Here is a 12,880-nt window from a genome sequence, read left to right on the forward strand (position 1 = left end):
CGACCACCGCTGTCTCCCCCTCCCTCAGCGGCGGCCCTGTCCCCCCTCCTGACCGAGGCCTGCCTTCCCCTCCCGGCGGTTTTTCGGACATGGAGAAGGAAGGGCCGTGGTGCCACCGCCCCGGTGGCGCCACGGCCCTTCCCCGTTTCCGGTTCCGGTCCCGGGCGACTCAGGTGCTCACGCGCACCGCGCCCGCGTAGTTGGCGGTCCGCACGGGGGTGACCCGCACGTCGAGTCCGCTGCGCGGGGCCTCCAGCATCGTGCCGTCGCCGAGGTACATCGCCACGTGCGAGATGTAGTCGGGCGCGGTCGGGTCCGAACGCCAGAACAGCAGGTCGCCGCGTTGGAGGTCGTCCCACTCCACGCGTTCGCCCGCGTTCCACTGGTCGTGGGTGACGCGAGGGATGGACACCCCCGCCTCACGGAACGCCCACTGGAGCAGGCCGGAGCAGTCGAAGCCGACGTCGGGGGTGGTGCCGCCCCAGACATAGGGCACGCCCAACTGCGTCTCGGCGTTGGCGATGACCTGTTCGATCACCGAGGAGGGCACCGCGTCGCCGTCGACCCGGGGTTCGGGCGCGTCGGCGACCAGCTGGAGGGAGGCGTCCTCGCCGAGGGCCTCCTCCAGCTCCCCGTGAAGCTCCCACAGGTCGGCGTCGGGAGCGGAGACGACCAGGGCGTTGCCCTCGGGCATGCCCAGGTCCCGGGCGACCTCGCGGGAGACGAGCGCGTCGATCCCGGCGATGCCCGAGGTGGCGTGGGTCCACACCTCCCGGGGGATCTCGCCGTTGCCGCCCGCGAGGGTGATGCGGCCGCCCACCTCCAGTTCGCGTTCGGTGCCCGCGTCCTTGGAGAGCGCCACGTGCCCTTCCGCCACCCCCTGCCAGACGTCGTCGGACTCGGCGGAGGGCCGGGGGGCGTGGTTGCGGAAGCTGGAGGGGTTGACGCCGAGCACGGCCGTGGGCTGCCCCTCGACCTCCACGCGCGCCGCGTCGACGGTGAGCACGTGCTCCACACCGTCGATGTCGCGGACCGCGTCGACGACCTCGCGGGGCAGCCGTTCCGGGGCCACGGCGAAGTACTCGACGGAGCGCGCTTCGAGGAAGGGGGCGACGTAGGTGTCCCGTTGGAGCTCACCGACGTCGGCGACGTCGGGGCTGACGGGGGTTTCGGTCGGAGGGGAGGGTGCTCGGGGAACGGTGCCGCTGGGGGGCGCGGTCTCGGGCGAGACCTGCTCGGCGAGGGGCGGCCGGTCCTCGGCGACGGGTTCGGCCATCGCGGGGTTGGCCCCGAAGGCCGTGAAGGCGACCGCGAAGGCGGCCGTGGTTCCCGCACATGTTCTGAGACGGTTCCGCACGGGGTTCCATCATCCTTTCTGAGGCCGCGGCAGGCGGGGGAGTCGCTGCGGCGCACGGCCTCGAAGACAGGGTCCGCGTCCAAGAATGGGCGTACCCGAGCGTGTTGGCAAGACGCCCACGCCGTCCGATACCGGACGTCCACCTATCAGCCGCTTGTCCGTTCACTGAGGGAATCGCGTCTTTCGGCCGCGTCTCACCTATCGGCATAACAGTCCGTAACCGACACGGACAGGGGGAAGCGGACCGGGGTGTCCCCGAAGAGGGTCTCCCGGGTCCGGACCTCGGCGCGGTCGATCGCGCGGACCGTCTCCTCGGCAAGCTCCCGCGGGACGTGCGCCACCACCTCGTCGTGGACGAAGAAGACGATACCTCCGCCCTCGGGGAGCGGCGGGAGTTCCTGGCGAAGCGCGGCCAGCAGGACCAGCGCCCACTCGGCGGCGGTGGCCTGCACCGCGAAGTTGCGGGTGAACCGTCCGTGAGCGCGACGTCTTCGGTCGCCGTCCGCGGCCGCGACGGTGGCCGACCAGTCGTGCGGTGCTGGCGAGGTACGGCCCAGCCACGAGCGGACGATGCCGCCGCCCTCACCGGTGCGGGCGGCCGCGTCCACGTACTCCAGGGCTCGGGGGTAGAGGCGGCGCAGGGTGGCCAGCAGCGGCGCGGCGTCTCCGGAGGTCTGTCCGTACATGGCGGCGAGCAGGCCGATCTTCGCGCGTTCGCGGTCGTCGCCCACGTGCACGGCCAGCCGGGCGTACAGGTCCTCCTCGGCCGCCGCGGACGCCAGGGCGTTGTCCCCCGAGACGGCGGCGAGCACACGGGGTTCGAGCTGACCGGCGTCGGCGCGCACCAGAACCCATCCCGGGTCGGCCCGCACGGCCCGGCGCACCGACCTGGGGATCTGGAGGGCGCCGCCGCCCCGTGTGGCCCACCGCCCCGACACCACCCCTCCCACCACGTAGTCCGGGTGGAAACGGCCCAGGCGCGGGCCGCCGGGGTCCGCACCGGGCAGCTCGCGCACCCACGTCTCCAACCACGACCATCCGTTGGCGGAGTACAGGCGGGCCAGCTCCTTGTACCGCAGCAGCAGCGGTACGAGGGGGTGGTCCACCCCCTCCAGGACCCAGGAGCGGGTGGAGGCGACCGGGTGGCCCACCCACGCCATCGCCCGCAGCACCTGGGCCGGTGAGTCCGGGTTGACGTCGTGCCCGACCACCTCGCCGATCCGGGTGACCAGGTCGGCCAGGACCGTCGGCCGCTCTCCGGGTCGGGGGCGGGGACCGAGGATCTCGGTGAGGACGCGGTCGTGGACGTCCGGTCGCCAGGGCAGGCCGTCGTGACCCATCTCGACCGCGGCCAGGGCGCCCGCCGACTCCACCGCCGCGAGCAGCGCCATGCGCCCGGGCTCGGGAAGCGCGGCGACCCGCCGCCGCTGGTCGTCGTGGACCTCCACCAGGGCGGCGAGCCGGTCGGTCCCGGGAGGCAGGGTGGAACGGTCGGCCTCGAACAGCGCGGGCTGGGCGGCCGTGCCCTCGCCCAGCGGCCGCACCGGGTCGTCGGGAACCGGCAGGTCGCGCAGGCGGGCCCAGGCCGCGCCCAGGGAGCGGGGTTCGGAGTGCCGGGCCGCGTACCCGAGCAGCAGGGCCTCGGTCAGGGCGACGTCGTGGCACCGAGCCACCCGCACCCCGGCCCGGACCAGGTCGGGGTAGACGTCGCAGGTGTCGGCCCAGACCCAGCGGACGGGCGCGGAGGAGCTCTCCCGCTGGTCCGGGGCCGGGTCCGACACGGCCGTGACGGGCCCGGCCCGCTCGATCTCGCGCACGGCGGCGGCGAGGTCGTCCACCCGGCGCGGCCGAACCGGCCCGGCGCCCTCACCGAGCTCCCGCAGCCACCCCCCGCCGTCGCCGTCGGCGACCACCGCGATCCGCATGACCCCAGTGTCCTCCCCGGCACCGACAATCGGCATCCGGCGCACGGGCGCCGACGCCGCAGTCTCAGCTCCCGGGGCGCACCACGTTGGCCAGGGGTTCACCCGCGGCCCAGCGCTCCAGCTGGGCGTCCACGAAGGCGCGGGCACGCGGGTAGAACGCCGCCGACCCCCCGGCCACGTGGGGAGTCAGGTACACGCCGGGCGCGTCCCACAGCGGGTGGTCCACCGGCAGCGGCTCGGGGTCGGTGACGTCCAGGGCCGCGCGCACCCGACCGTTCTGGGCGATCAGGGCGGCGGTGTCCATCACCGCTCCCCGGCCGACGTTCACCACCAGGGCGTCGTCACGGAGCAGCGCGAACTCGTCCGCGCCGAACAGGCCGCGCGTCCGTTCCGTGAGCGGGGTGACCAGCACCACCACGTCGGCCTCCGGCAGCAGGGCGGGCAGTTCGTCCACCCCGTGGACGTCCTCCTCCGGGCGGGCCCGGCTGGCCACCCGCACGACCTCGGTCTCGAAGGGCAGCAGACGGCGCTCGACGGCCCGCCCGATGCTGCCGTAGCCGACGATCACCACGCGCGAGTCGGCCAGGGAGCGCTGCGGGACCGAGCCCCAGCGGTGTTCGCGCTGGTCGACGGCCCACCGGGGCAGGTCGCGCTGCGAGGCGAGGATGAGCGCGAGCGTGTGCTCGGCGGTGCTGGCGTCGTGCAGCCCGCGCCCGTTGCACAGGGTCACGTGGTCGGGCAGCAGGTCGAGGACCTGCTCGTACCCGGCGGAGACCAGCTGCACCACCCGGAGCTCGGGCATCCTCGCGATGATGTCCAGCCGCTCGTCCACGCCCTGCGTGGAGGGCGCGTAGGGCACCTGGTAGAACGTGACGTCCTCCAGCCCCCTGTCGGGGGCCGGTCCCCCGGTGTAGAGGTCGACGTGGAGAGATCGGGGCGCGTTGTCCCTGTTCTGCTCCCACTGCACCAGTACTCGGCCGCCCATGTCGCGCGCCCTCCTTCGGCTCGGTCCGTGTCACCCGACACCCTAGGGGCTCGGTGGTCGGGTGACACGGACCGGTCCGCCCTCCTCAGACCCGGTGGTCGCGGGCGGGCACGGCACCGATGCGCGACAGCTCGTAACAGGCGACGGCGGCGGCCGCGGTGACGTTGAGGGAGTCGACGTCGCGGTCGGCCATGGGGATGTGCACGCGGGAGGTGGCCCGCTCCAGCCATCGTGCGGACAGGCCGTCGCCCTCGGTGCCCAGCAGCAGCCCCACGCGGGCGTCGGGCGCCAGGGCGTCCATGGCCTCCCGCAACGGCAGCGACCCCTCGCCGGGGGTGAGCGCCATCAGGTCGAACCCGGCCCCGCGCAGGGTGTCCAGGCCGCCGTACCAGTCGTCGAGCCGGGTGTAGGGGAGGGTGAGGACGGCGCCCATCGACACCTTCACGGACCTGCGGTACAGGGGGTCGGCGCAGCGCGGCGCCAGCACCACGGCGTCCACTCCCAGACCGGCGGCGCTGCGGAAGATCGCGCCGACGTTGGTGTGGTCCACCAGGTCTTCCAGCACCACGATGGCGCGCGCCCCGGTGAGGACGTCGTCGAGCGAGGGCAGCGGTTTGCGGTGGAACGCGGCGAGCGCGCCCCGGTGCAGGTCGAAGCCGACCAGGCGTTCGGCGGTCTCCTCGCTCACGACGTACAGCGGAGCCTCGGAGGAGGCGACCACGTCGTCCAGTGCGCGGGCCCGCCGCTCGGTGAGCAGGAAGCTGCGGGGAACGAACCCGGCGTCGGCGGCGCGCCGGATCACCTTGTCGCCCTCGGCCATGAACAGGCCGTGCTCGGTCTCCAGGTGGCGGCGCAGGTTGACGTCACGCAACCGGGTGTAGTCGGCCAGACGCGGGTCGGCGGGGTCACTGACCCTGATGGCATCCATGGTCAGCGATTATCCCGTGCGGCGCGGGGTGGCTCAGCCGATCTGTTCCGTGACGGCGCGCAGGCGCTGCCAGCGGGCCTCCTCACACGAGCCCTTACGGGAGAGTGTGGTGTCGATCTCCTCGCCGTCCCAGGTGCCCTCGATCGCCGCCTCCTGGGGGCCGTACACCTTGTCGGTGCAGACGGTGCCCTCGCGGACCTCGGTGAACAGCTGGTCCCCGGAGGCCGTGGGGGCGCCCTCGTCGTCGGCGCCGGCGGGCTCGGTGGCGGTGGGGTCTCCGGCGAGCTCGGCCGCGGCCTCGGCCATGACGGCGCAGGGCTCGGGGTCCTCGGCCAGGTTCCCGGTGCAGTTCAGCGTCTGCACCCAGGCCAGGCCCCGGTCGCTGACGTTGATGCGCAGGTGCCCGACCGGGCCGTCGAGGTCGGTCGACTCCTCCTCGGGTTCGATGACGCTTCCGAGCACCTCGGGGGTGCTGACGTTCGTCGTCTCGACGTCCTGCGGCGGCAGCATCGAGGGCGCCACCAACACGGCGTAGGCCACCGCGCCGGCACAGCAGGCTCCGGCGAGCAGCACGGTACCGACACTGCCTCGGCTTCGACGGTCACTGTGCGAATGGGACATGCCATAACCCTCGGGGGTCGATTGGTCACGGGGGGCGAACGCCACGCGCGACGCCCCGTTCTCGGGGCGTCCGGGCAAGCGGACGCCAAGTATCGGTCAAGCGAATACCGGGGCAATGGTAGCCCGGAGTGAACACCGGCACCCGTCGGGCGCCGTAACAAAGCGATCACCGACCGCACCGGACCACCCCGCGTGCGGGCCCTGTGAGCCAGACCACCCCTCCCCTTCCGCTCTCGCGTTACCAACGAGTAAGGTCCTGGTGAGGAATCGTTCGTGTCCGACCGGTCGGTTGATCACATCCACGGGGTGTGACGCCCTCCGCCCCACGATGGTTCTCACCGATCCGCCGCGCGCCGGGCGCCGACCCCCGCGACCGCCCCCGAAGACCGGTTCCCGGCCGCTCCCCGGCCCGGGACCGGAGCCCACACCCCCGGAGTTCCCGTGTCCAGTGGACGCCACCGCCACCCCTCACAGACCGCCGCCCGCACCCGCCGGGCGGTGACGTCACCGCTGGGAGTGACCGCGATCGTCGTCGCGCTCATCGCCGTCGCGGCGATCGCCGTACCGGTCACCCTCAACGCCCTGGGCTGCGGCGAGACCCGCTACCTCCGCGTCTCGACCACCCAGAGCGTCGCCCCGGTGATGCGCGCCGCGGCGACGGAGTTCAACGCGGACCGGCCGAACTACGGCGGACAGTGCGTGTTCGCGCAGGTCGACGAGATCGCGCCGCACCGGATCATGGCCGCGCTGACCGGCGGACAGCCCGCGGACTCCACCATCGCCCCGCACGTGTGGGTCCCCGAGTCCTCCGCCTGGGTCGAACTGGCCCGCGTCTCCGACGGCGGGGCGCGCGGCATCGAGACCGATCCGCCCTCCCTGGCCAGTTCACCGGTCGTGCTCGCCGCTCCCCCCGGCACCGAGGGCATGCCGGACCAGGACGACGCCAGCTGGACCATGCTGCTGCCCGACGCGCGCGACCCGGACCGGCCCGTGGTGATGGTCGACCCCAACCGGGGCGCCGACGGTATGACGGTCATGCGCGCGATCCGCGAGCACCTGGGCTCCGGGGACGACGCCGACACCGCCATGACCGACTTCGTGCGCGACGTCCAACTGGACAGCGCGTTCGGCGAGATCGACCTGACCAACGTCTTCACCGGCTCCGCGGCCTCGAACGACCGCGTGGACCCGGTGATCGCCGTTCCCGAGCAGGCCGTGGTGGCCTACAACGACCGCCGCGCGGACTCGGCCCCGGCCCTGCGCGCGCACTACGTCGCCGACGGGACGGTCAACCTGGACTACCCCTACGTCACCGTGGCCGAGGACACCGCGCTGCGGTCGGCCGCCACCGACCTCTACGAGGTCGTACGCGGCACCGAGTACCGGGAGCGCCTGCGCGAACTGGGCTTTCGCGACCCCAACGGCGAGGCCGCCCCGCCCCTGGCCGACCGGACCGGCGTCATCGCCGAGCCGCCGCCCGCCGGGGACCCCCTGACCGGCGACGCCCTGCTGGCCTCGGTCACCGACTGGAACCGGCTCTCCATGCCGTCCCGGACCCTGGTACTGGCCGACGCGTCACAGAACATGGACGACGACCTGAACGGCGGACCCCGGCGCATCGAGGTCGCCAAGCAGGCGGCCCTGATGGGGCTCGGCCTGTTCCCCGACGAGACCGACATGGGCCTGTGGCTGATGTCGGAGGGCTTCGGCGACGACGGGCGCGAGGAGTCGGCGGACCTGCACCCCCTGGGCGCCGCCGACGACGGCGACGTGACCCGGCGCCAGGAGATGGTGCGGGTGGCCCAGGAGCTGGAGGTCGAGGGCGGCGGCTCCCGTCTCTACGACAACATCCTGGCCGCCTACGACGAGGTCCAGGCCAACTACCACGAGGACAAGATCAACAGCGTCATCCTGTTGACCGCCGGACAGGACGAGGGGTCCAGCGACCTCACCCACCAGGAGCTGGTCGCGGCGTTGCAGGACCGGTTCGACCCCCAGCGCCCGGTCACGATGTTCGTCATCGCCTTCGGGCAGCAGGCGGACGGCCCGGAGCTGGCGCAGATCGCGCGTGCGACCAGCGGATCGTCGTTCGTGACCGAGGACCCGGACGAGATCGGCGACATCTTCCTGAGCTCGATCTCCCGGCGGCTGTGCGTCCCCGACTGCGACAACTGATGCAGCCGCCCGAGCCCGGCTCGGGCCACCAAACAGGACGAAAGCCCCGGACCTGCCCCTTCACCCGAACACGGACGTTCAGTAACGTTCCCCCAGGCAACACACGCAAGGCCAGGCGGCGGGACGCCGGTCGCCGCGCACGGACCACCCTTGACCCCGTCAACGGGTGCCCGTCACCCCCGAACGACCCCATCCCCCTGTACGACACCCGTCCGTACACCACCTCGTGAGGAAAGCTGTGGGACGTCACCGCGGAAAGTACGCAGAAGGACCCTCGGACCGGAGCAGGCGCCGCAAGGGGCGCGGCGGCGCCGTCGCCGCCCTCGCCGCCGCGATGGTCATCGTGGTCGGACTCGCCGTGGCGGGCGTGTACGCGTTCGGGCGGGGCGACGGGTGCGGTGGCTCCGACATCGACCTGGTCGTCGCCGTCAGCCCGGAGCTGGCCCCCGCCCTGAGCGAGCTCGCCGACGACTTCAACGCCGAGGAGCACACCGTCGACCAACGTTGTGTGCGCGCCGACGTACGCGAGGCCGACTCGGCCAACGTCGCCTTCCAGATCACCGGTGCCGGCGCCACCACCGGCGACACCGACTCCCACGTGTGGATTCCGGACTCCTCCCTGTGGCCCCGCCTGGTCCAGGGGCAGGCCGGAGACGCCGTGATCACCGAGACCGGCACCTCCGTGGCCCGCACCCCCCTGGTCGTGGCCGAGCTGTCCGAGTTCGCCGACGACCAGGACGGCACCACCTGGGCGGACGTGGTCCCCACCACCGCACCCGGCGACGAGGCCGAACGGGTCGTCCGCGTGGTCGACCCGACCCGCAGTTCCAGCGGCCTGGCCACCCTCTACCTGCTCAACGGCGCCCTGGAGGAGGCCAGCCCCGACGCCGACACCTTCAACGCGCACATGACCGCCGCGCTCCAAGCCCTGCACCGGGGCGCCTCCGCCGACGAGGACTCGGCCTTCCTGGCCCTGAGCGGCGGCAGCTCCGAGGCCCCGCCCGTCATGGTCATGTCCGAACAGGCGGTGTGGCGCTACAACACCGACCACGCCGACGCCGTGGCTCAGCCCAACTACCTCGACGACGGCACCTACTTCCTCGACTACCCGTACATCGTGCGCAGCGATGACAGCGAGATCACCCGCGCCGCCGAGGAGTTCCGGGCGGCGGTGCGCTCCGACGCGGCCGTGGACCTGTTCCTCGGCGAGGGGTTCCGGGGCCCCGAGGGCGAACTCGACGACGGCGTGCTGACCGCGGACGCCGGCTTCGGCGCGGACGTCCCCACCGAGCTGCCCGCCCCCTCCGACGGCTCCGTCAGAGAGCTCACCCGGTTCTGGAACCAGCTGAAGATGGACTCGCGGGTGCTGACCATCGTCGACGTTTCGGGGTCCATGCTGGCCGAGGTGCCCGGCACCGGGCTGACCCGCATGCAGGTGGCGGGCGCGGCCTCCGCCGAGGGCCTACAGATGTTCTCCGACAGCTCCGAACTGGGCCTGTGGAAGTTCTCCACCAACGTCAACAACGCCCTCCACTACCAGGAGGTCGCCCCGATCCGCGAGCTCCAGGCCACCGGCGACACCGGGGAGGAACACCGGGACGTGCTCGGCGCCGCCCTCCAGAGCATGCAGCCGCTCCCCGAGGGCGACACCGCGCTGTACGAGACCTACCTGGCCGCCTACCAGGAGATGTCACGCACCTACCGCCCCGACCGCACCAACGTGATCCTCATGCTCACGGACGGCGACAACGACAACCCCGGCGGCATGGAACTCGACGAGCTGATGTCCCAGCTCGAATCCATGGCCAGCCCCTCACGGCCCATCCCGATCATCACCATCGCCTTCGGGCCGGACGTCCAGAACCTGGAGCCGCTCCAGCGAATCGCCGCCGCGACCGGCGGCGCGGCGTACATGACCGAGGACCCGACCGAGATCGGCGACATCTTCCTCCAGGCCTTCTCCTTGAGGATCGTCGGAGACGAGGAGAGTGCCGACGGCGCTGAGGACGCGGAGGACGCGGACGAGGGGTAGCGGGGCCGCCGTTCCGGAACAGGAGGTGACATGACCCTGTCCCCCGGCTCCCGACCCTGGACTTCTCCACCCCGGTCGCGTACCACGGGAAGGGTCCGGACACGGGCCCCGGCGCCCCGCCCCGGACCGACGGGCCGCAGGGCCGGAGGGGGTTCCATGGCGAGAGCGTGGATGGCCGGAGCCGAGAGGATCGCCGGGGCGACCGTGCGGACCGCGCCGGGAGTCGGCGTTCCACGCGCCGTCTGGACGGTGACCGGAACCGACCCGGAGACGTGGTCGGCGCGCGAGGAGGCGCTCCGACTGGTCCGTGAGGGCGGGGCCGCGCACCTGGTGTGGAACCCGCGGACCGGTGCGATCGCCCAGGCCCTGGCCGCCACCCGCCGCAGCGGCCTCCCCCTGGGGAGCACCCCCTGGTCCGGCCGGGAACTGGACCACGGCGACGAGGGTCGCGTCTGCCTCGTGGTCGCGGTGGTGTCCCCGGAGCACGAGCCGTTCACCGACGGCCCGCTGGCCGGGCTGGAGCCGATCCTGGACTGGCTGGGATCGTGGGGCGTCCCCCGTACATGGCCCGCCGGCCCTCCCGGGCGGGAGCGCGCGCACCGGCCCGGCACGGCGGAGCGTGCCCGCGCGTGGTCCAGGGGAGGCCACTTCGGCCACGACCAGGTGCCGGGCTCCACCTCGACCGCACCGGGACGGGTGGACCCCGAACACCTGCTGGGCTCCCGACGAGGAGCGTCCACCCACGCCCCAGGCCCCGGCGGACACCTTCGGTAACCGCTCGGGCACGCACACGCAACACCAAACGGAGCAAAGGCCCACCACTGTGGAGAATCGGATACCACTGGTTAAGTACAGCTCCAAAACCCCTTAGTCTGTCGCCCATGGGTGGATCTATCGAGCCGGGTTGGTACGCCGACCCGCAGGGCGACGCGCAGACGCTCAGATGGTGGAACGGTGACGAGTGGACGAGGCATACCCGTTCGCTGAGCGAGCTCCAGGGCGGCGCCGACAGCGCCGACGAGGAAGCCACCACCTACCTGGGCCAGGACGGGGACCCCTCCCCCGACAACGAGGAGGGAACGGTCCGGCTGGGGACGACGACCCCGGCTCCGATCGACGACGATCCGAGCACCATGCGCATCGACCCCTCCTGGGCCCGGCGCACCCCCGACCCCGCCCCCCAGGCCCCGACCACCCCCTCTGACGAAGAGCCCAGCACCGTCCGGATCAACCCCGCATGGGGCCAGGACGTCTCACCCCGGCAGTCGCCGTCGCACCCCTCCCCCACCCCGGTCGGCGACGAGCCCAGCACCATGCGCATCGACCCCTCCTGGGCCCAGCAGGCCCCCGCCGCGCACACCGCCGACGACGAGCCGACCGCCGACATGGGCGACGTCGGCGCCACGATGCGTGTCAGCCCCTCCGACCTGCCCGGCGCCCAGGACGAACCGCCCACGGTGGACCTCACCGACGACGAGGTGCCCACCGCCAACCTGACCGGCGACGACATCGGTGACACCCCCCGCACCGCCGTCTTCGACCCCACGTCCGTCAGCGAGACCCCCCGCACCGCCGTCTTCGACCCCAACACGATCGGGGACACCCCGAGCACGGCCGTGTTCGACCCCAACACTGTCGGGGACACCCCGAGCACGGCCGTGTTCACGCCCGGCGGGGCGGCCCCGGGCGGTCCGGCCCCCGGCGGAACCGCCGTCTTCGACCCCAACGACCCGATGTTCTCGGGCGGGGGCGGCGACGAGGACGACCGCAAGGGCGGCAAGTTCAAGGGTTTCCTCGGCAACCTGAAGGAGGGCTGGGCCGACCTCTCCGAGGAGCGCAAGGAACAGCGCCGCCACGCCGAGGAGGAGGCCGCCAAGAAACGCGAGGAGGAGCGGGTCCTCCGCGAGGCCGAGGCCAAGAAGCAGGCCGAGGAGGCCCAGCAGCGGGCGGAGGAGGAGCGCAGGCGCGCCGAGGAGGCCGCCCGCAACGCTCCCGTCACTCCCCCCGGCGCGGTACCCCCCGGCGCGGTACCTCCGGGCGCGGTCCCCCCGATCGAGGGACCCCAGTCCGCTGGTGTCCCGCCGGTGGGCTGGACCCCGCAGAACCCGGGGCAGCCGCAGGGCGCCGGCCAGCCCCCGACCCCGGGACAGCCCCAGCCGCCTTCGGGGCCGCACCAGGCCCCGGGACAGCCCCAGCCGCCTTCCGGGCCCCAGCCCGGGTTCGGCGGTCCCGCCCAACCCCCGTCCGGCCCGCAGCCGGGTGCCTTCCCCGGTCAGCGTCCACCGACCGGACCGCAGCGCCCGCAGCAGTACGCGCCGAACCAACCGCCCTCCGGCCCCCAGCCCGGCTTCCCGCCGCACCAGCAGCAGTACGCCCCCGGGGGCTATCCGCCGCCGCCGGGCGTGAACCGGCCCCCGATGCCGCCCCACGGCCTGCCTCCGCAGGGACCACCGCCGCAGCGGTTCGGTCCGCCCACCGCGGGCCACGGACCGCACGGGCCCATGGGGGGTCCGGCCGGACCCCCACCCGGCGGCCAGTGGGGCCCGCCCCCCGGCGGCCCCAGGGGCGGCGCCCCCTACGGCGGGCCGCCCAACAACCCGTACGGCCCACCGCCCGCCCCGCCCAAGCCGCCCAAGAAGAAGGGCGGCTGCGGTTGCGGCTGCTTCTTCTTCGTGCTGCTCTTCCTCGTCGTCCTGGTCATGGCCTACCTCCAGTTCTGGGACGTGTGGGACTGGATGTACGACATCTTCGGCGTGGGCATGCCCCAGGGCGGGTCCGACCCGTTCGTCTGGGACTAGCGCACCGCGACCGGGGGCGGCGGGTCGACGACCCACCGCCCCCGTCGGCGTCCACAAGC

Annotated in this window: 9 protein-coding genes; 4 read left to right on the top strand and 5 right to left on the bottom strand. The window is 73.2% G+C overall.

The window, feature by feature from the left end; genetic code table 11:
- Positions 1–169 precede the first annotated feature (169 nt).
- From ACFYL4_RS02125 to ACFYL4_RS02145, 5 genes are all read right to left on the bottom strand, one after another.
- Positions 170–1,357, bottom strand: a complete 1,188-nt coding sequence (locus ACFYL4_RS02125) for a C40 family peptidase (protein WP_357758804.1) — start codon at positions 1,355–1,357, stop codon at positions 170–172.
- A 194-nt stretch (positions 1,358–1,551) separates the two neighbouring features.
- A complete protein-coding gene (locus tag ACFYL4_RS02130) occupies positions 1,552–3,282 on the bottom strand; it encodes a bifunctional 3'-5' exonuclease/DNA polymerase (protein ID WP_387515739.1) in 1,731 nt (576 codons plus the stop codon).
- 64 nt (positions 3,283–3,346) lie between these two features.
- A complete protein-coding gene (locus ACFYL4_RS02135; RefSeq protein ID WP_387515741.1) occupies positions 3,347–4,267 on the bottom strand; it encodes a 2-hydroxyacid dehydrogenase in 921 nt (306 codons plus the stop codon).
- Positions 4,268–4,352: 85 nt separating this feature from the next.
- On the bottom strand, positions 4,353–5,195 hold the full coding sequence (locus ACFYL4_RS02140; protein WP_387515743.1) for a TrmH family RNA methyltransferase: 843 nt from the start codon (positions 5,193–5,195) through the stop codon (positions 4,353–4,355).
- A 33-nt stretch (positions 5,196–5,228) separates the two neighbouring features.
- A complete protein-coding gene (locus ACFYL4_RS02145; protein ID WP_357758792.1) occupies positions 5,229–5,816 on the bottom strand; it encodes a hypothetical protein in 588 nt (195 codons plus the stop codon).
- Positions 5,817–6,257: 441 nt separating this feature from the next.
- Between ACFYL4_RS02145 and ACFYL4_RS02150 the strand changes: the two genes are divergently transcribed.
- The 4 genes from ACFYL4_RS02150 (at position 6,258) to ACFYL4_RS02165 (ending at position 12,821) form a co-directional block, all read left to right on the top strand.
- Entirely contained in the window at positions 6,258–7,991 is a 1,734-nt protein-coding gene (locus ACFYL4_RS02150) for a substrate-binding domain-containing protein (RefSeq protein ID WP_387515745.1), read from the top strand.
- Between the two features lie 238 nt (positions 7,992–8,229).
- Positions 8,230–10,023, top strand: a complete 1,794-nt coding sequence (locus ACFYL4_RS02155; RefSeq protein ID WP_387515747.1) for a substrate-binding and VWA domain-containing protein — start codon at positions 8,230–8,232, stop codon at positions 10,021–10,023.
- Between the two features lie 156 nt (positions 10,024–10,179).
- Positions 10,180–10,797, top strand: coding sequence for a hypothetical protein (locus ACFYL4_RS02160; protein WP_387515749.1), 618 nt, complete (start codon positions 10,180–10,182; stop codon positions 10,795–10,797).
- A 107-nt stretch (positions 10,798–10,904) separates the two neighbouring features.
- Positions 10,905–12,821: a hypothetical protein gene (locus tag ACFYL4_RS02165; RefSeq protein ID WP_387515751.1), complete on the top strand. Its 1,917-nt coding sequence runs from the start codon at positions 10,905–10,907 to the stop codon at positions 12,819–12,821.
- Positions 12,822–12,880 lie beyond the last annotated feature (59 nt).

The organism is Nocardiopsis sp. NPDC006938, from assembly GCF_042869555.1.
GTDB lineage: Bacteria > Actinomycetota > Actinomycetes > Streptosporangiales > Streptosporangiaceae > Nocardiopsis.